This window comes from Acidilobus saccharovorans 345-15, from assembly GCF_000144915.1.
GTDB lineage: Archaea > Thermoproteota > Thermoprotei_A > Sulfolobales > Acidilobaceae > Acidilobus > Acidilobus saccharovorans.
In genome coordinates this window covers 84,603-103,362 of the sequence record NC_014374.1, presented here as the reverse complement: position 1 = coordinate 103,362, position 18,760 = coordinate 84,603, and the positions used below count along the sequence as shown (strand labels likewise).

16 protein-coding genes and 1 tRNA gene are annotated in these 18,760 nt (G+C 61.6%); 13 read left to right on the top strand and 4 right to left on the bottom strand.

The features are described 5' to 3' along the window. Positions 1–39: 39 nt before the first annotated feature. Positions 40–834: an NAD-dependent protein deacetylase gene (gene cobB, locus ASAC_RS00455; protein WP_013266012.1), complete on the top strand. Its 795-nt coding sequence runs from the start codon at positions 40–42 to the stop codon at positions 832–834. On the opposite strand, the gene ASAC_RS00450 is transcribed toward cobB, so the two are convergent. Next, complete coding sequence (locus tag ASAC_RS00450; protein WP_013266011.1) at positions 826–1,794, bottom strand: MBL fold metallo-hydrolase; 969 nt, start codon at positions 1,792–1,794, stop codon at positions 826–828. The genes cobB and ASAC_RS00450 overlap by 9 nt on opposite strands. A gap of 126 nt (positions 1,795–1,920) precedes the next feature. Here ASAC_RS00450 and ASAC_RS07955 point away from each other — a divergent pair, with 126 nt between their 5' ends. The 8 genes from ASAC_RS07955 (at position 1,921) to ASAC_RS00415 (ending at position 11,780) form a co-directional block, all read left to right on the top strand. Then, a complete protein-coding gene (locus ASAC_RS07955; protein ID WP_013266010.1) occupies positions 1,921–2,046 on the top strand; it encodes a hypothetical protein in 126 nt (41 codons plus the stop codon). 79 nt (positions 2,047–2,125) lie between these two features. Further along, complete coding sequence (locus ASAC_RS00445) at positions 2,126–3,592, top strand: alkaline phosphatase family protein (protein WP_013266009.1); 1,467 nt, start codon at positions 2,126–2,128, stop codon at positions 3,590–3,592. A gap of 138 nt (positions 3,593–3,730) precedes the next feature. Further along, a complete protein-coding gene (locus ASAC_RS07930) occupies positions 3,731–5,275 on the top strand; it encodes an extracellular solute-binding protein (protein WP_013266008.1) in 1,545 nt (514 codons plus the stop codon). Positions 5,276–5,287: 12 nt separating this feature from the next. Then, complete coding sequence (locus tag ASAC_RS00435) at positions 5,288–6,172, top strand: carbohydrate ABC transporter permease (RefSeq protein WP_013266007.1); 885 nt, start codon at positions 5,288–5,290, stop codon at positions 6,170–6,172. A 16-nt stretch (positions 6,173–6,188) separates the two neighbouring features. After that, positions 6,189–7,079, top strand: coding sequence for an ABC transporter permease subunit (locus tag ASAC_RS00430; protein WP_048812689.1), 891 nt, complete (start codon positions 6,189–6,191; stop codon positions 7,077–7,079). A 38-nt stretch (positions 7,080–7,117) separates the two neighbouring features. Then, complete coding sequence (locus ASAC_RS00425) at positions 7,118–8,206, top strand: ABC transporter ATP-binding protein (RefSeq protein ID WP_148217071.1); 1,089 nt, start codon at positions 7,118–7,120, stop codon at positions 8,204–8,206. A 109-nt stretch (positions 8,207–8,315) separates the two neighbouring features. Next, positions 8,316–11,072, top strand: coding sequence for an ABC transporter substrate-binding protein (locus tag ASAC_RS00420; protein WP_238523613.1), 2,757 nt, complete (start codon positions 8,316–8,318; stop codon positions 11,070–11,072). A gap of 90 nt (positions 11,073–11,162) precedes the next feature. After that, positions 11,163–11,780 (top strand): helical membrane plugin domain-containing protein, encoded by a 618-nt coding sequence (locus ASAC_RS00415; RefSeq protein WP_013266003.1) that lies wholly within the window; start codon positions 11,163–11,165, stop codon positions 11,778–11,780. Between the two features lie 21 nt (positions 11,781–11,801). Here the strand turns inward: ASAC_RS00415 and ASAC_RS00410 are convergent. Further along, positions 11,802–11,879, bottom strand: a tRNA-Trp gene (locus tag ASAC_RS00410). Between the two features lie 89 nt (positions 11,880–11,968). Here ASAC_RS00410 and ASAC_RS00405 point away from each other — a divergent pair. Together ASAC_RS00405 and ASAC_RS00400 are read left to right on the top strand one after the other, a co-directional pair. Then, entirely contained in the window at positions 11,969–12,892 is a 924-nt protein-coding gene (locus ASAC_RS00405; RefSeq protein ID WP_013266002.1) for an AAA family ATPase, read from the top strand. A 2-nt stretch (positions 12,893–12,894) separates the two neighbouring features. After that, positions 12,895–14,040: a DUF58 domain-containing protein gene (locus ASAC_RS00400; protein ID WP_013266001.1), complete on the top strand. Its 1,146-nt coding sequence runs from the start codon at positions 12,895–12,897 to the stop codon at positions 14,038–14,040. Between the two features lie 10 nt (positions 14,041–14,050). Here the strand turns inward: ASAC_RS00400 and ASAC_RS00395 are convergent, their stop codons facing one another. Continuing rightward, the gene (locus tag ASAC_RS00395) at positions 14,051–14,962 is read right to left on the bottom strand and encodes a glycosyltransferase family 2 protein (protein WP_013266000.1); all 912 of its coding nucleotides are present in this window, start codon (positions 14,960–14,962) and stop codon (positions 14,051–14,053) included. Between the two features lie 134 nt (positions 14,963–15,096). Between ASAC_RS00395 and ASAC_RS00390 the strand changes: the two genes are divergently transcribed. Beyond that, positions 15,097–16,467: an APC family permease gene (locus tag ASAC_RS00390; protein ID WP_013265999.1), complete on the top strand. Its 1,371-nt coding sequence runs from the start codon at positions 15,097–15,099 to the stop codon at positions 16,465–16,467. On the opposite strand, the gene ASAC_RS00385 is transcribed toward ASAC_RS00390, so the two are convergent. Then, a complete protein-coding gene (locus ASAC_RS00385) occupies positions 16,457–17,548 on the bottom strand; it encodes a glycosyltransferase (protein WP_013265998.1) in 1,092 nt (363 codons plus the stop codon). The two genes, ASAC_RS00390 and ASAC_RS00385, sit on opposite strands and share 11 nt — an antisense overlap. Positions 17,549–17,614: 66 nt before the next feature. On the opposite strand from ASAC_RS00385, the gene truD reads away from it, so the two are divergent. After that, positions 17,615–18,727 (top strand): tRNA pseudouridine(13) synthase TruD, encoded by a 1,113-nt coding sequence (gene truD / locus ASAC_RS00380; protein WP_013265997.1) that lies wholly within the window; start codon positions 17,615–17,617, stop codon positions 18,725–18,727. Positions 18,728–18,760 lie beyond the last annotated feature (33 nt).

The following is an 18,760-nucleotide window of genomic DNA, read 5'->3' as shown; positions in this document are numbered from 1 at the left end:
ATAGCTGTCGGGCTTATCGCTTTGAGGTGAGTGGGGAGCATGTCCCTGGAGGCCGAGGCCAGGAGGCTGGCGGAGATGCTTCTGGCAGCTAAGAACGCCGTTATCCTAACGGGCGCCGGCGTCAGCACCGCAAGCGGCATACCTGACTTCAGGGGCCCAAGCGGCCTGTGGAGGAGGCTGGACCCGTCATTCTTTGAGATATCCTACTTCTACCAGGACCCCCTGGGCTCGTGGAGGCTCTTCATGGAGAGGTTCGGGCAGCTCAGGGGGGTCAGGCCAAACCCAGCGCACGTGGCCATAGCCAGGCTGGAGGAGCTGGGGCTCGTGAAGGCCGTCATAACGCAGAACATCGATGGGCTCCACCAGGCGGCCGGGAGCAGGAGGGTGATAGAGCTCCACGGCAACGCCTCGAGGGCCGTGTGCACTGAGTGCGGGAGGAAATATGACATAGAGGAGGCATTTAAGGCCGTCAAGGAGGGGAGGCTCCCCACCTGCCCTGTGTGCGGGGGGCTCCTGAAGCCTGACGTGGTCTACTTCGGCGAGCCCCTGCCACCTGACGCCCTCGAGGAGGCGTTCTCCCTCGCCGAGTCCTCGGACCTCTTCATAGTTGTGGGCTCGAGCCTTGCCGTGAGCCCAGCCAACCAGCTCCCCATAATGGCTAAGGCGAGGGGGGCGAAGCTGGCCATAGTAAACGTCGGGGAGACAGCGCTTGACGACATGGCTGACTTGAGGGTCGACGCCCCGGTCGAGAAGTTCATGCCAATGGTCTGCGCGATCGCTGAGGACATGATGGCTAAGGGCAGCGGCTGCAGGGCCGCGGCGGGCCTAGGCTAACTTAAAGAGCACCTGGCCCTCCCGGCTGACCTCCTCAACCTCTCCTATGACCTCAAGGTGCCTCAGGTGGGCCAGGGCCTCGCCTATGGCGAAGTACCTCTCGTAGGGGCTCATCTGGTCCCACGAGCTGGCCGAGGTCCTCCAGTTCATTCGCCTGGCCACGTCATAGAGCGTGGCCGGGGCCGAGAGGAGGGACCTCACCTCGTTAAGCCTGGCGCGGTGGTGCTCCATTATTTCATCAGCCCTCCTGGCCAGGGCGCCTATGGCCTCCCCGTGGCCTGGCATGGCAGTGCTGACGTTCATTGACTTGACCCTCTCGAGCGTCCTCATGTAGTCGCCCAGGGGGTCCCTCGAGGCCCGCGGGGTGTCCAGTATGACGTGGGGCGTTATCCTGTCCAGCACCACGTCCCCGACAATGGCAACCCTGTCGCCCACCAGGGCTATGTGCCCCGGCGTGTGGCCCGGCAGCTCCACAACCTTCATCATCCCGCCATAGGCATCCAGCGAGTCCCCCTCCCTCAGGGGCCTGGCGGCGTCTGCGAGCTCATCATACACGTCCCCAAGCCTCGGCACCGGGTGCACCTCCCTCATAGCATTGACCTCGGCCTCCGGGACGCCGTAGTGCCTGTAGGTCTCCAGCACCCCCTCAAAGTAGTCCCTGAACCCCCTCCTCACCACCTCGAGGTCAGCTGCCCCCATGTAGACCTCGGCCCCGGTCAAGTTGGCCAGCACGGGGGCCGCCGTGGCGTGGTCAACGTGAAAGTGGGTCACAATTATTGACTTCAGTTGCCTCAGGCTTAACCCGGCGCCCCTCAGCTCCCTGGCCAGGCCGTCAAAGCTGTTGGCCCAGTACATGCCCGGGTCGACGAGGCTGAAGCCGTCATAGTCAGCTATTACGTAGGAGTTCACGTGGCCGAGGGCCTTAATTGGTATCGCCACCTTCAGCCTCTGGACCTCCAAGGCATTCCCAGGCCCCGTGGGGCCCGCCCAAAGTTAATTTCTCCCCTGCTAGACAGCTGCCGAAAGGAGCTTAGGACACCCCTTTAATAGGTTCCGTCACCCATACTCTTACAACGGGTGAAAGGAGTGAGCGTGGAAGCGGGAAAGGTTGAGGTGAGCGCGAGGGAGAGGAGGGTGAAGTTCGAGGTGTCCGCCGAGGACGAGGCGAAGCTCGACTGGTACCTCTCCAGCGCCTTTGCCGAGGGCGCATAAACCTTAGCATTGTTGTGTCAACCTTAATGAAAAGCGATTCCTTAAAACTCAGCCGTGCCAACAAAACCCGGTACCTGGCTTGAAGCTCTCGCTGCTGGGCCTTGACGCCCTGTCGCCAGCCCTGCTCTCAAGGGCTGTCGAGAGGCTGAAGCTGAAGAACATAGGCGACGCAGTGAGGAATGGCAGGCCCGTGCCCCTCCACTCAATGCCCCCGATAACGCCCACCGCGTGGACGAGCATCGCCACTGGAGTAAACCCTGCCAAGCACGGGGTCTGGGGCTTCACGAAGTACTACAGGGGGCCAAAGGGCGAGCACCTCTCAAGGCCCTACACGTCATTGGACGTCATGTTCCCCAGGGTCTTCGAGGACGCTGCCCTGATGGGGCTTGACGTGGCCGTGGTCAACTACCCCCTGACCTGGCCCCTCGACGGCCTCTGCTGCCTTGACAGGATGACCGTGGTCGGGGACACCTTCCTGGCGCCCAGGGTTGACTACAGCCCCAGGGACCTGGCAGGCAGGCTGGGCAGGCACTTCATAACGTTCAGCGACATGCCTGACCCTTACGAGAGGACCAGGAGGCTGGTCGAGGGGACCCTTGAGCTCCTCTCAGAGGTTGACGCGGACGCTTACTTCGTGGTTCTCCCCTACCCGGACCAGGCCTTCCACAGGGACCACAGGGAGGTGCTCTCCGTTGGGCCGAGGTCCGCCGAGGTGTGGGAGGCCATAGACGAGCTCGCCGGCGAGCTCATGAGGAGGTCCAAGGCATTCGTGCTGGTCTCAGACCACGGCGCCGGGGTGCACAGGACCTGCGTCAATGCGCTCGCGCCCCTGATGAGGGAGTTCGGCGTCGGCGTGCCGAGGGGCCTCAGGGGCAGGCTGGCCCTTTACCTTGTGACGGCCGCCGACGTCATCTCAAGGGCGCTTCCCCCCTCGGTCTCGCCCAGGGAGCTCTCCAGGAGGGGGCCGCTGGCAAGGCTAAGGGGCAGGCTGGGCGGGGAGCTGGCAAACATAGCCGTGGCGGCCACCCACGAGTCCCCGGGCGAGAGCGAGCTGGCCAGGCAGCCGTTCACCTACGACGCGGGGGGCCTCTCAATAGACAGGATACTCTACTTCAGGGACGAGGCCTCCAGGGAGAGGGGCCTCAGGGCAATAGAGGGCTCCCCCGCCTCAAGGTACCTCAGGGTTTCAAGGCTTGAGGAGAGGTTCAGGGGGGCCTACATGCCCCCCTACCCGAGCCTCTTCGTCGAGTCCGTGGACGAGTCCAGGTACCACGTGGTCTCAAGCAGGTCCCTGGCGGCCCTCAGGCACGACATGATGCCCGACCACGAGGTGTACGGCGTCCTGCTCGTGAAGGGCGCCGAGGTGAGGGCTGAAGCCGCGGAGGTTTACGACGTTGCGCCCACGCTGCTCTCCCTGCTGGGCCTCAAGGTTCCCAGGGGGGCTGACGGCAGGAGCCTCGTGGGGGCGAGCGCCGGCGAGTACCCCTATGACGCGGCCGTCAGGCTGAAGGCGAGACTCAGGGGTCGTGCTGGCCAGCTGGGATGAGAGAAGGAAGGCTTAACAGGCTGTGGGAGTATAGTTGCACACAGTGTATGGTACATATACTTGTTCATAACTTCATAAAGGCATTTATATCGCATTAAAAATATTATTTACTGCAGCACAGTTTTGGGGGTGCATAGAGTGAGGTCAAGGAGTAGGAGGTCCATATCTACAGCGGCTCTGGCGGCTATTATAATAGTTGTAATAGTTATCGTGGCCGTCGGAGGCTACCTCGCGTACGTCTCGACGAGGCACCACGTCACAACCACAACGCCCACGACCACCACAACCAGCACGACCTCTACGACCACTTCATCTACAACTACGACGACCACAACTACGACATTTACGACCACAACTACAACCACGACCCCTCCGCCCACCACAACGACACAGGTGGTCACGCTTACGGTTGCAGACTCCTACAGCACCAGCGAGAACATAGCGTTCAACAAGTCCCTGGCAGCCTTTGAGCAGGAGTACCCGTGGATACACGTTGAGGTCGAGTACGGGGCCGGCGTAGGGACAAGCCCATACACCTCCGAGGCACAGGCCCACGACGCGCCTATAATTATAAGGGACACCAGCGACTCAGCCGGCGCCCTGTTCGCGGCCGGGATACTGGTAAACCTCTCCCAGTACTTGCCGCAGAGCTACTTCCAGAGGTTCAACCCAACCGCCATTGAGGACTGGACCCTCAACGGCTCTGTTTACGGGCTCCCTGACAACATAAACTACATAGTCATGTTCTACAACAAGAAGTACGTGCCCGAGCCGCCCAACACCACTGACCAGCTGATACAGATAGCCGAGCAGGTGAACAAGAGCGGGGTCTGGGGCATAGCCTACGGCGCCAGCGACGAGTACGGCTACAGGTTCGCGGCCTGGTTCGCGGGCTTCGGCGGGCAGATATTTGTGACCCAGAACGGCAAGGTGGTGCCAGCCCTCAACTCAACTGCAATGGTCAACGCCCTCAACTTCTGGTACAACCTGACGTACAACCTCAAGATAAACTACCTGGCCCCGAGCACTGGGGCTGGAGGCGCCGAGGGACAGCTCTTCATGGAGAACAAGGCGGCGATAATATTCGACGGCCCGTGGGACCTTAAGCCCTACTTCCAGGCCCTCGGCTGCGACCTCGGCGCTGCCCCGCTGCCCGTGGTGAGCCAGACGGGCCTCTACGCTGAGCCGTTCATAGGCAGCACCGGCTGGTCAATAACCACGCCGCAGGCCAACGGCGTGCCGGCGAGCCAGTGGAACGCCACGCTGCACGCCGCCCTGCTCTTCATAGAGTTCATGACTAACTACAGCAACGAGTACGGCCTCTTCGAGTACGCCGGTGACATACCTGCGCTTAACAGCGCCTACCAGGCGGCCCTGCAGAACCTGAGCGCGCCGACCAGCAACCAGACCCTGGCCTGCCTGCACCAGGTGATAAAGGGAATACTTGAGCAGAGCCAGCACGGCCAGAAGTTCCCGAACGTGCCGCAGATGGCTTACTACTGGAACTCGTTCCACCAGTATGCCAGCGAGTTCTTCGCCGGTAAGATAAACGCCCAGCAGGCCGCGCAGGGCATGGAACAGGCCTTCGTGAGCTCGCTGCAGAGCGCCGGGCTGCTGAGCCCTGCCCAGCTGCCTCCAAGCGAAGTTTTAACGGCGCCCGAGCTCCCCGCCAGCAGGTACTGAGGCGGGGAGCTGATGCCAAAAGTTTCACCTAAGCTTGAAGGTCTACTATATTTTTTACCTCTCCTGGCCGCAGTGCTGTTCCTGTTCCTGTACCCGCTCCTATACTCTGTTTACATATCAATGACCGACATGAGCCTGCTTCACTTCTACAGCTACAAGTTCGTGGGGCTGCTCAACTACGTCTTAGCGATAAAGCTGCACTACATCTCAACGCTGCTGATAAACACAGTCATCTGGACCGTTGGGAGCCTCGTCCCAATGATGGCCCTCGGCTTCGCGCTGGCCCTCATATTAAACCAGAGGGACCTCAAAGGGAAGTCGTTTTTCTATGCAATACTGATACTCCCGTGGGCCTTCCCCGGCTTCATATCGCTGCTGGTGTGGCAGGGCATGTGGGTGTACCCATATGGGTTCATGAACAGGTACCTGCTCCCCCTGCTCCACCTGCCCCCCATAAACTCTCTGTCTTCAGTGCCGGGCGCCTGGGCGGAGCTCATAATAACTAACCTCTGGCTTAGCTTTCCCTATTACATGACGGTCTTCTACTCGGGGCTGCAGAGCATACCTACTGAGCTCTACGAGCTGGCGGACGTCGACGGGGCTGGGGCCCTGACTAAGTTCCTTAAGATAACGGTGCCGTCCCTCAGGAAGACCATAGCCTTCGTGGCAATAACGAGCTTCGTGTTCACCTGGAACAACTTCTACCCAATATATGTGCTGACGGGCGGCGGGCCTGGAATTTCCACTGAGACCTACATAGTTTACGCGTACCAGCAGGCCTTTGCCTACAACAACTACGCCATGGCTGCTGCCCTCTCAATAATATCAACGCTGATAACCATCGTGCTAGCTATAGTGGTTATGAAGTACACGGGGGTCCTGGAGGGCATAACGTGAGGAGGGGGTGAGGCGCTTGAGCTCCAGGAGCCGCGCTAAGGCGCTGAAAGCGCTAAGGCTTACAGTGTCGTACTTAGTGCTGATAGTGATGGCCGCCTGGTCCATTCTGCCCATCTATTATATAATACTTATCTCGTTCAGCAACGTCACTAAGCTCTTCGCCTTCTCCGCGAGGGATCTCATACCCAGCCATGTGACGCTCGCGGCCTACAGGCAGCTGCTCCTTGGCCGCTTCCTGCCAACCATAAAGGCCCCCAACTTCCCGCTGTGGGTCATGCACAGCATAGAGCTGGCGGCTGCCACCTCCCTGCTCTCAATAGTGTTGGCCATGGTGGCGGGCTACGGGCTCTCCAGGCTTGACATGCCTGCCAAGAAGACGCTGGCCATGTTCACCTACATAATAACCTTCCTGCCGGTGACTGCGACCACCGTGCCGCTCTTCCTCCTGTTCGCCAGGCTTCATCTGCTTAACTACGTCGGCCTCGTGCTGGCCTACACCCCGGGCACGGCGGTCTTCGCCGCCTTCCTGGCCAAGCTGGCCATAGACTCAATACCGCCCGACTACGAGGAGTCTGCAATGGTCGACGGCCTCTCGAGGTTCGGGGCCTTCATAAGGATAGTGTTCAGGCTGGCGATGCCCGTGGTGGCGCTAACGGCGCTCCTTGGCTTCCTCGGGGCCTACATGGACTACGCGACGGCCTACGCCTTCATAGGCATAAACCCCAAGATGTGGACCGCCATGTTAGGCCTCTACTACCTGGCCGGCCTCTACAACCCGGCCTCCGCGCCTAACTATAACATATTCGCGGCAGGGGCCGTGCTGATGGGAATACCGCTCATGGCCCTGTTCCTGGTGTCGCAGAGGATGATGACCAAGGCCTACAGCAGCCTGGCCGGCATAAAGTGATTTTAAATGCAGGCATGCTAAGCTCAGGTGGGGTTGACATGGAGTACATAAGGCTTGAGGACGTGTGGAAGACCTACAGGACCAAGAACGTCACCGCGACCCCCCTCAGGGGCCTCAACATGAACGTCGACAAGGGCGAGCTGGTCGTGGTGCTGGGCCCCTCAGGGGAGGGCAAGACGACGCTGCTGAGAATCATAGCCGGCCTCCTGAGGCAGGACAAGGGGCACGTGTACTTGAGGGGTGAGCTAGTCGACGACATGCCGCCCAAGGACAGGAGGGTGGCCATGGTCTTCCAGAGCTACGCCATCTACCCGTTCATGAACGTGTACGACAACATAGCCTTCCCTCTGAGGCTGGCCCACAGGCCCAAGGACGAGATAGACCGCGAGGTCAGGAGGGTCGCGGAGATGCTAAGGATAAGCGACATCCTTCAGAAGAAGCCCTCGGAGCTCAGCGGGGGGCAGAAGCAGAGGGTCGCCATAGCCAAGGCCCTGGTCAAGGGGGCCGACATACTTCTCATGGACGAGCCCATGGCGAACCTCGACGCCCAGGTCAGGGTATTCGCCAGGGAGGAGCTCAAGCAGCTCCACAGGCAGCTCGGCACAACCATAGTTTACGTGACGCACGACCAGGTGGAGGCCCTGTCCCTGGCGACCAAGCTGGCGGTCCTCCACGACGGGGTAATACAGGACTTCGGGGACCCAATGGAGGTCTACAGGAGGCCGAAGAACGCCTGGGTGGCGTCGTTCGTGGGCAACCCGCCCATGAACCTGTTCGACGGGGTCGTGTCAGGCAACTACATAGTTGCCAAGAAGGGCAAGCTTAGGGTCCCCGTGCCCGAGGAGTACAGGAAGCTCGTCAAGGAGGGCCAGGAGGTCATATTTGGCTTCAGGCCGGAGGACATAAGGGTCGGCGAGGGGGAGCTCTCAGGCACCGTATCCATGGTGGAGAGGGTTGGAGCCTACACCGTAATACACCTTGACATGGGCGATGGGCAGCTGCTGAGGGTCGTCTACCCGTCGCTCTCAACGGTTAACAGGGGGGACAGGGTCAGCTTCAGCGTGCCCGCCGAGGCGGTCTCGCTTTACGACCCCAGCACGGGCAATAACTTAGAGCAGAGGCGGTGACTTTCCAGAACTAATAAGCTGTTGCCCTGGCCTTCTCATTGTAACGCTTAAATAGGGGGGCTCCATTAACCCCCCGAGACCCGAGGTGGAAGCTGGATATAGGAGCGGCGTGCGCCTTAAGGTCCTTGCAATCGTTGTCATACTAGTGGTTGTAGCTGCCCTGGCGGCCTCCTACGTCCAACATACAAGGTCCCAGGGAAGTCGCACGGTCCTGCAGCTCTCCCCGCCGGCCCCCAGCACCTACTCAGCGGTGGCGGGCCAGCAGCTCAGCCTCTACATACCGTCGCCGGCGGGCTACTCGGCTGAGGTGTTCCTGGGCAACGGCTCCAGCGTCACGGTCAGGGGCGACTACCTGACCGTAAGCTACAGGTGGCCCGGCAGGTACCTGATATACTACGCGCTCATGAAGGGGGGCAGGGTCGTGGCCTCCACGTCGCAGGAACTCATAGAGGTCCTGGTGACCCCCAACGTCAGCGGGCGGCTGTCCCAGGAGGTCAGCGTGCCGGTAATTGCGGTGAGCGGCTTAAACGGCACCCCAGTCTTTGATGTTGGGCAGAGGGTCAGTGTCTTCATAGGCTACCTTCAGCCGCCCTCGGGGCAGAACATGACCATATACAAATACTTCCTCAGCCTCGGCAACGGCACGACAATAGAGGTGAGCCCAAGGAACTACACGGCGTACCTGGATACCGGCAACTACACTTACCTGAGGCCCTCCGAGGACCCGGTGAACGTCAGCTTCAGCGAGCCCGGCCTCTACCCGCTGACGCTGACCATAGAGACGCTCAACGTGTCAAGCGGCCAGACCTTCAACTACAGCTACACGCAGACCGTGGCTGTCGAGTCCAGGGGCCTGAGGTTCTCCATGTTTAAGCTTGACGTCGACCTTCCGAACCCTGGAACAATAGTCGTAGCTAAGAACGTGCCAGGAGGTCCCTTCAGCTTCGACCCAGACATAGACTACGGCAACATAGGCTTTGAGGTGCTCCTTAACGTCTATTCAACGCTCGTAGAGTACTTTGGGGCTAACACTACCAAGTTCATACCCATGGCTGCTGAGTACATACCTACCGTGGGCAACTGGTCAAACGTGACCGCCAGGCACCTCTACGGGGCCATATCGCCGAACTACACTGTTTACGTTTTCAAGGTCAGGCCAGGCCTCAGGGCCGCCAACGGCGACCCGATAACCGCCTATGACGTGTGGTACAGCGTCATAAGGGACATGCTCTGCGCCGGCGGCACTCCCGGCACGCCAGGCTGGATACTCACCCAGTACCTCATACCCAACTACACGCCGTTCACCTTCGTTGTGACCTCCCCCAACGACACTCAGGGCGCGGAGGAGATCGTGAACGCCATAACCTACGACAACGCCACCGACACCGTGACGTTCCACCTGGTGAGGCCCGTGGGCCCCGTGGCGTTCTTTGACGCGCTTGCAGACCCGCAGGGCGGCTCGATCCTTGACGCCAAGTGGCTTGAGGAGGTGGGGGACGGCATAAACTTCACTGGGCTCTACGACCACAACCTCACCCAGCTGGCGGAGGCCTTCTACAGCTACGAGCAGACCTGCAGCGAGGGGAGCTACAACACGGCGGTCCAGTGGCCCTCGGGCCCAAGCGCTGGGTTCACCGGGCCGTACTACATAGCCGTTTACACTCCGGGCCAGAGCGTGGTTCTCAAGCCTAACCCGTACTGGCCCACGAACATAACTTACTTCCCGAGGCCCAACGACACCGTTATCATAGAGTGGGTCAAGGACCCGACGACAGCTTACGAGCTGTTCGCCTCAGGCCAGGCCGACATAGTGACGAACCTGCCGACAAGCTACATACCGAGGCTGCTTCAGCTTGAGTCCCAGGGCAAGGCGGTCATCTACTCCTTCTCGCCCTCGCTGCTTGAGTGGTTCTTCGCCTTCAACCTTCAGGTCAACGAGTCCCTGCTCTCCCAGCTCAACCCGGCCTACCACATACCGGGCTGGTACTTCGCCAACCCGCTCGTCAGGGAGGCCTTCGCCTACGCCTTCAACTACACCGAGTACATAGACGACATAGTCGGCAACGTGAAGTATCACTTCAACTTCGGCAGCCTTTACTGCGGAGCCCTGGTCCCAGGGCTTGACATTTACATACCCCCCTCTGAGCTCACGGGCTGCCCCACCTTCAACCTCACATACGCTAAGCAGCTGCTGGAGGAGAGCGGGTTCTACAACGTGAGCGTCTACTTCCCCATCGTGATATCAAGCGGCGACACCACCGACTACACCGCCGCCCAGATGTGGGCCGCGGCCCTCCACAACATAGACCCGAACATAAACGCTGTGCCAATGTACCTGCCCCAGGCGGTGATCGAGGCATACCAGGTTCCAGGGCAGAACGGCCTGCCTATATATTACTGGTACTGGAGCGCCGACTACCCAATGGCTGACGACTTCATGAACGGCATGTACCTGGAGGCCGGGGACTACGCCCTGCCGGACGGCTGGAACGCGACCTACCTTGAGAACCTCAGCGCGTACTTCAATCAGTCAAGGGTAAGCTACCCGGGACTGAGCCCGAGCGTCGAGCCTGAGATAGGCAGGTGGCTCTGGCAGGAGGCGGTGGAGTACATTAACATGAACAACACCATAGGTGTTGCGAACTACTATGATATAGCTGGCAACTACACGGGGGCGTATGAGCTCTACAGGCAGGCCGAGCAGGAGGCGATGAGCCTCTACATGTACGTCTACACGATATACCAGAACGCGCTGATGGTTACGAAGCCGTACATGCACGGCTACATGGGCATGATATCGTGGCAGGAGAACCCCATGTGGGGAGGCATTGACGACTACGCGTACTTCTGGTGGGTCAAGGGCTAGCCTTAGCAGTTATATAATTGCCGCACCATTTAAGCGGTCTGTGAAAGCATAAATTCTAAAACATGACCTGAGGGGCCAGGTGACGTGCGCTTGTCCCAGCAGGGTCCACAGGACAAGGCCACGCCTCAGGCGGCTCAGAAGCCTGCAGCGCAGTCGCAGGCAAGGCCCCAGGCAGCTGCGGCGCCCCAGGCCGCCAAGCCAGCCCCAGGGGCAGCCAAGCCTCCCGCCCCAGCGGCCCAGCAGGCGGCCAAGCCCCAGGCGCCGCAGCCTGTGATACTTCCGCCTCCCCCACCCGTTGACGTCGGAACCGTTGCCGTGGTGGAGCTCCTCGACGCCATAGTAAAGCTGAAGAGGAGCGGCCTGCTGGGCATGATCTCCTACCTTGCGGACAAGGCAGAGGACTCGTTCCTCTCAGCCGCCACCGACCCGGCGTTGATGAGGCTCATGGCTCTGCTGGCCTCTGTTAGCTATGGCGTCTCCAGGGTCCCACCTGATGACATAGCCCTGGCCCAGAACTCGGTGCAGGACCTCACATCCTGTGCCGTGACGGCCCTCGGAAGGGTTGACATAACGGAGGAGCGCAGATATGGGGCCCTCGGCATGGGCTACAGGCTCAGGGACCCCGACGTTGGGACCTCGCTCTGGATACTCCTTCAGATAGCTAAGGGGCTGGGCCGCTGCGTGAGGGAGAGGAACAAGTCAAAGTGATCCGGGGCCCGAGGCCCCATGTGGTGGGCCCGGAGGGACTCGAACCCCCGACCTACGGGTCTGGAGCCCGCCGCTCTAACCTGGCTGAGCTACGGGCCCGCCACTGAGGTCCTTGTCCTCCGAAAATTTAAAGCGTTAGGGCAGCTCAGAATTTTAACTCAAGGCCCTGACCAAGAGGGGGGTAGGCCTTGGACTTAGGCAGGGCAAGGGACGTGGTAAGCGCCATAAGGTCCGCCGTGAGGACCTACTACGCGGGCAACGACGAGGCCCTCGACACCGCCCTGGCAGCCATACTGGCCGAGGGGCACGTGCTCCTTGAGGGCCCCCCAGGGGTGGGCAAGACGACGCTGGCCAAGCTCCTGGCCCAGGCAATGGGGGGACAGTTCAAGAGGGTCCAGATGACCTCCGACCTGCTGCCCTCCGACGTGATAGGGGCAATGGTGTGGGACCAGGCCAAGGGGGAGTTCAGGTTCAGGCCGGGCCCCATATTTGCTAACGTGGTCCTCGTTGACGAGCTCAACAGGGCGACCCCGAGGACCCAGAGCGCCCTGCTCGAGGCCATGGCCGAGGGCCAGGTTACGGTTGACGTCAACACGCACCAGCTTCCGAGGCCCTTCCTGGTGATAGCCACCCAGGTCCCCAGGGACACGGGAGGCGTCTTCCCGCTCACGGCAACCCAGGTGGACAGGTTTGCGGCCAAGGTTGAGGTGGGGGCTCCGCGGAAGGAGGAGGAGCTGAAGATCATAAGGATGGCAGACGAGCTTATGTCGCCCCAGATAAAGGCCGTGGCCAGCCTTAAGGACATGGTGGAGGCTCAGGAGGCGGTCAAACGTATCAGGGTTGACGACTCGGTGGCCGAGTACATGGTTAACATCATAGACGAGCTCAGGAGGTCGAACCTGGCGGAGCCCCTGAGCGTCAGGGCGTCCCTCTGGCTCTACCGCATGTCAAGGGCTAAGGCCCTCATGGAGGGCAGGGACTTCGTGACCCCAGACGACGTTAAGGCTGTGGCCCTCCCGGTGCTGAGGCACAGGGTGGCTGTCAGCGAGGGGCTCTCCCCGGACTCACTCATAAGGTCAGTCCTTGAGAGGGTGCCCGTGCCGAGGGGCTGAAGTTGATAGGGGCCACCTCAAGGGGAGCCGGCGTCCTGGCCCTCTCGGCCTCCCTGTTGGTTATAGGCATTGCCGTGGGGGCCTACTTACTCGTCGCCTTGGGGGTCCTCCTGGCCCTGGCGTCCCTTGCGGACCTGGCAGTCCTCGTGGCGTCGTCAAGGCCCACGACCCTCAGGCCCTCGCAGGGCGAGGTGGCGTGCTCCGCGGGCTCCGGGGCCACAGTAGCCTTGTCGCACGGAAGGCTCAGGGGCAACCTAGTCAAGGATCAGCTGGTGGCCGGGCTTGAGGCGGGCGAGGGCGGCTCCCTGCTTAGGCTCAGCTGCCCCCACGCTGGCAGCTATCTCCTCTCCTTTGTCAGGTTCACGCTGAGGTCCCCCCTTGGCCTCTTCGAGGCCTCCTGGGAGGACCCCGTGAGGCCGCCCGTCAGGGCGTCGGCGAGCCCCAGGTTCCTGCCGCTGGCGGTCGCGGCCCTGGCCGGGGCAGGGGCAATGGGAGGCCAGGGGACTACGGCTTTCGAGGCCCCCTACACGCTGCCTAGGGGCGAGGACTACGCGTGGACCGAGAGGCTGCAGCCCGGCGAGCCGGCCGAGGTGATAGACTGGAGGGCCACGGCCAGGAGGGGAGAACTCATGGTAAAGAGGTTCTACCCCCAGGGCTCAAGGGAGGTGTCGCTCGTGGTTGACCTGACAGCGACCGACCCTGAGTCGGCTGACGAGCTGGCGGCTGCCTCGCTCTCCATAGCCCTTGGCCTCTCGGGGAGCCTCAGCGTGACGCCTTACATATATGACGGCGAGAGACTGGCCAGAGTTAACGGCATTGATGGCCTGGCCAGGGCGCTGCTTGAAAGGCTGGGGAGGCACTACCCGGAGGCCTTCAGGGTCCTAGATGATTACCCCGGCAGGCTCAGGCTCTCCGAGGGAGTCCCCGAGGGCAAGGTAATAGCTGTGACCCAGCTCCTCAGCCCCCTGCCCTCGCTCCTGCCTCCGGGGTGCACCGTTGTGCAGCCCACCAGGCCCTGGCTCAGGGCCCCCTCCCTGGAGGAGGCTTACCTCATGAAGGAGAGGCACGACCGCGAGGTTTCTCTGCTGAGGGCCTCGGGGTGCCAGGTGCTCTTCACCTACAGGAGGCTAACAACTATTATTATGTAGTTAGGTAGTCCTAGCCAGAGCTCTGCCCCCTCTTCATGGACCTCATGTGCTTCAGCAGCCTGTACTCCATCCTCTTCAGGTACATGCTCAGTATGCCGAGGAGCAGGCTGTTGAAGCCAGTTGCCGTGACCACAAGGGCCATTATGGCGTTGACAAAGTGGTCAACGTGCATGAAGTAGAACTGGTAGGCCGTCATGCCGCCCACCAGCAGGCCGGGCACCATGAGGAGCGCACCTGCAAGGAAGAGCGTGCTAGTCGGGTTGTACCTCCATGAGAGCCTGACCATGTCAAGGGCTATGCTGAGGCCGTGCCAGGGCCTCAGCTTCTTCCTCCCCAGCCTCTTCCTGTACTCTATGTCCACCTCGCCCACGGAGCCCCCGGTTGAGACTATGTGGGCCGCTATCTCGCTCTCCACGCTGAAGCCGCCCATCTCAAAGTTGGCGTCGGCTATGGCCTCCCTCCTCACCAGGTAGAGGCCGCTGAGCACGTCCCTGAGCCTGACCCCAAACATGGAGTCGAAGAGCCACGTGAGCAGCGCGTTGCCGACCCTGTAGACGAGGGGCTGCGAGCTGCCGGGCCTCACGCCTATAACCTCGTCGTAGCCCCCCTCCTTGAGCGCATTTACCATAAGTGGCACGTACTTAGCCGGATACGTGTGGTCAGCATCTATAACAAGTATGAGAGGGGTCCTGGCGTGCTTAAGGCCGCACCTTATGGCGTCTGCCTTGCCCCTGCCCCTCTGCCTGACCACCCTCACCCCAAGCTTTGACGCTATTTCAGGTGTCCCATCGGTGCTGCCGCCGTCGACCACAATTATGTTGTACGGCTGTATGCCGACGTCTATGAGCTCCTGTACCGTGGGCCCTATTCCCTCAGACTCGTTAAAGGCGGGCACTATGGCTGTCACGTCGTCTAAGTTCATGTTTTTACCCCAAAGGTGAGCCCCAGAAACCATGGTGGGAGGGCTTATTTAAGGGTTGAGGTCCCTGCCTCGGCGACGGACGTTATAACTTACACATTTAAACCCCCAGGGGGTTTCTCTAGCAAGAGATAACCATGAGCCTCAGGAGCAACTCCGTGGGGTTCCTGCAGCTGGCCTTTCTGAGCGTGTGCGCCATACTTCCAGGCTCCATATACCTTGTGGTCTCCAGGAACGCCATAGCCTACGCTGGGGCGGCGGCGCCCTTAGCGTTCCTGCTGGGGGCCCTGCTCGTCTTCACCAACGTGAACTCCATATACCAGTTCAGCTCTAGGGTCTCCAGCGCCGGCGGCTTCTACAAGTTCGTCGAGGCCGCATGGGGCAGGAGGGTGGCGGGCGTCATAGGAATGGCCCAGCTCCTGGCCCAGCTGTCGCCAATTATAATAACTCCCATAGCGCTCGCCTGGATCCTTGACGTGGCCCTCAGGGCCCTCTATAATATAGCGGTGCCCCTGTCGCTTCTCGTGGCCCTGGGCCTCCTGACGCAGGCCTTCATGTTTGCCGTGAGCTACCTCGGCGTGAGGCTCTCCGCCAGGGTCGCAATGATAAGCGGGGCCGCCCAGATAGCGGCGATACTCGCTGGAAGCGTAGTCATAGTCCTGAGGAGCAGGTACCTGAGCCTCGAGCCCTTCACGATGCCAAGCGTCGGGCCGGCCGGCTTCTTCCTGGCAGTGCTCACGGGGCCCTACACGGCGTACATAGGGTACTCAACGATAGTTAACTTCGGCGAGGAGGCCAGGGCGCCGAGGGAGACCATAAGGAAGGCCATAGTTGCGGCCATAATAATGATGGCTGCCTTCTACACGTTCGTCGAGTACTCCCTGGTGGTCTCGGTGCCGCCCTCGGGGGTTCAGGGCCTCAGGTCGCTCTTCCTTCCAGCGGTGGCCGTGTTCTCAAGGTACACTGGGAGGGCGTACTCAGCCCTGGTGCTCGCCATAGCCATTTCCGGCTACTTCACTGGAGTCCTGGTGTTCGGCAGCTCCGCCGAGAGGACCATGTTCTCCCTGGCCAGGGACGGCCTGCTGCCCAGGTACCTATGCAGAGTCCATGAGAGGTACGGCTCCCCCTCGAGCGCGTGCATAACCACCTTCGCGGTGGCCGTGGTCATGTCCCTCCTGACGGAGGCTGTCATGGTCGAGCTCTACGGCGTGGTCCGCGGGCTGCTCTATGGAATCCTCTTCTGGATAACCGTGATGAGCGTCCTCAACCTTGCCTATCACGTGGCCGTTAACATCTCGCTCTCCAGGGTGGCCGTAAGGGAGAGGCTCAGGGGACTTGCCACTGCCCTGAGCCACCACCTGCTGCCGGCTATAGGGACAGCAATATCGCTGGTGATAATATACTTCAGCCTGGTCGGCCTCAACGTTCCTGTGCTCTACGCCGTGCCTGCCATGGCGGCCTACCTGGCAGCGGCGATAGCCCTGGTCGTGAGGAGGCTCAGGGGCTGACGGGCTTCTCCACCTTCTCCCAGACGTACTCCCTTCCCCTGAGGTTCTTTACCATGGCCGTCACCAGGAACAGCTGCTCCAGGGCCCAGGTCCTGGCCATGCCTAAAGTCATGGAGGCGGCTATCAGCGCCAGGACCACGGCCGCCGGCAGCGAGCCCAGCGCGGCTGAAGCCACCAGCGACGCGAGCGACGCCAGGGCCAGCCAGGGGTTCACGAGGTGAAGGAACGACTCCCACGCCAGGACGGCCCTGTAGCCCTTGGGGGCCCTCGGCAGGTCCCTGGAGGCCCTGGCCATGTGCTCGACCAGGTGCTGGGCCCTCCTGAGCTTCCACCTGAAGTAGCCCCTGCCGGGCACGTACTCCCTGCAGACGGCGTCGGGCAGCGCTATTGACCTGAGGCCCTCCATCGCGACCCTGTGCGCCAGGTCGCTGTCGTCAGCGCCGGGCCTGAGGCCTCCAAGCTTAGTTGCTAGGTCCCTCCTCACGGCGAGGAGCTCGCCGTGGGCTATGGGGGTGCTGTGCGCCTGGCTCTCCCCAAGCCTGAGCACGTTGTAGAGGGACCTGTAGGTGCCCTCAACCCCCCTCGGGGGCTCCTTTATGCAGGTCACGAGGCCGACGCCTGGGGCGGCAAGTGATGAGAGGGCCGAGCGAAGCGAGCCGGGGGACCACTCACAGTCAGCGTCAGTAAAGACGACGACGTCGCCCCTGGCCTCCCTGAGGGCCCAGTTCTCGGCGGCGTGCTTGCCCGACCTGGAGGCCTCCCTAAGCACCTTGACTGGGAGCCCCCTCCCCCTGGACCACCTCTCGACCTCGTCAGCGGTGCCGTCCGTGCTGGAGTCAACGACTATTATCTCAAGCCTCGAGGGGTCCCACTGCGACGCCACGTTGTCGAGCTTCCCCCTTATTATCTTGGACTCGTTGTAGGTTGGTATGACAACCGTGACCGTGCCGCTGAAGGCGCCCTTCGGCGGCCTGTAGGCCCTCGACCTCCTTAACATTAAGGCATAGTATGCCAGCGCCGAGGCCGCGTGCCAGAGGAGCAGGGCAACGCCCGTTGCAAGCAGCAGGGCGGCGACGTACATGGCTCTCCCAGGCCTTGATGCGCTCCGAGCTTAAAGGCCTGGCCCCTACGCCTCACATGATAGGGCATGAGGAGGAGCCCATACTACATTGACGTCATGCTGGGAATGCCTTACTACTACCTTGACTTCGACTGGGGCCCGCTGGGGGCCCAGGTGCCGAGGCCCGACGGCTTCAGGGTTGTCGAGGAGGTGGCCGGGGCGCCGTGCACGGAGTTCAGGCCCAGCGGCTCGGGCAACATGCACGTTTACCTTCTGACCAAGGTTGGGGTTGACCACTCCACAGCAATGAGGCTCGCCTCAAGGCTCCTGGGCTCCAGGCCCCACGTGATTGGCATCAAGGACTCCAACGCGGTTACATGCCAGCTGGTCTACACGGTTGGGGGCAGCCCGAGGGTCAGGGAGGCCAGGCGGGGCGGCGTCGAGGTCAGGTACCTGGGGGACCACGACAGGAGGGTTGAGCACACGGGCAACAGGTTCTCAATAAGGGTGGTCACCCAGAGGCTCGACGAGCTGGCCAGGAGGGTCTCGGCCCTGGCCTCAGCTAAGAGGCTTCCCGCTTACTTCGGCTACCAGCGGTTTGGCCTCGTGAGGCCCAACAGCCACACGGTGGGCAGGGCCATAGTCAGGGGGAACCTGAGGGAGGCCCTGGACCTCCTCCTCGGGAGGCCCTTCAGCGGCGAGCCCGAGGCCTGGAGGGAGTTCAGGGAGCTCTACGACAGGGGCATGTACAGGGAGGCCCTGGAGGCCGCCCCTCGCAGCCTCTGGCCCGAGGCCAGGGTGCTCAGGGAGCTGCTCAGGAGCGGGGACCCCGCCAGGGCGATGAGGAGGTACCCCATGCCCCTCAGCTTCTTCGTTGAGGCATACCAGTCCTACCTGTTTAACCTGTGCCTCTCAAGGTACCTTGAGGCCAACGAGGTGCCGGAGAGGATAGTGGTGCCCTCCAGCGCCTCAAGGGCCGAGGGGGCCTGCAGGGATGTTATGAATGAGGAGGGGGTCAGTGAGCTGGCCTCCAGCGAGCTCAGCATAAGGGCCAGGGACATGGTGAGGGACTCCTTCATGGAGGTCAGGGGGCTGGGCCTCTCGGGCGAGTGGCTTGAGTTCTCGCTGGGCAGGGGCATGTACGCCACGGTGGTGCTCAGGGAGCTCCTCAGGCAAGACCCGTTAACCTTCGCCGGATAACCTTTAGAAATAATAGTCGCCCCGGCCCAGCTC

Coding starts and splice junctions, on each gene's coding strand:
- cobB (WP_013266012.1), top strand. CDS start 40: ATGTCCCTGGAGGCCGAGGCCAGGAGGCTGGCGGAGATGCTTCTGGCA.
- ASAC_RS00435 (WP_013266007.1), top strand. CDS start 5,288: ATGCCAAAAGTTTCACCTAAGCTTGAAGGTCTACTATATTTTTTACCT.
- ASAC_RS00425 (WP_148217071.1), top strand. CDS start 7,118: ATGGAGTACATAAGGCTTGAGGACGTGTGGAAGACCTACAGGACCAAG.
- ASAC_RS00395 (WP_013266000.1), bottom strand. CDS start 14,962: ATGAACTTAGACGACGTGACAGCCATAGTGCCCGCCTTTAACGAGTCT.
- ASAC_RS00390 (WP_013265999.1), top strand. CDS start 15,097: ATGAGCCTCAGGAGCAACTCCGTGGGGTTCCTGCAGCTGGCCTTTCTG.
- ASAC_RS00385 (WP_013265998.1), bottom strand. CDS start 17,548: ATGTACGTCGCCGCCCTGCTGCTTGCAACGGGCGTTGCCCTGCTCCTC.
- truD (WP_013265997.1), top strand. CDS start 17,615: ATGAGGAGGAGCCCATACTACATTGACGTCATGCTGGGAATGCCTTAC.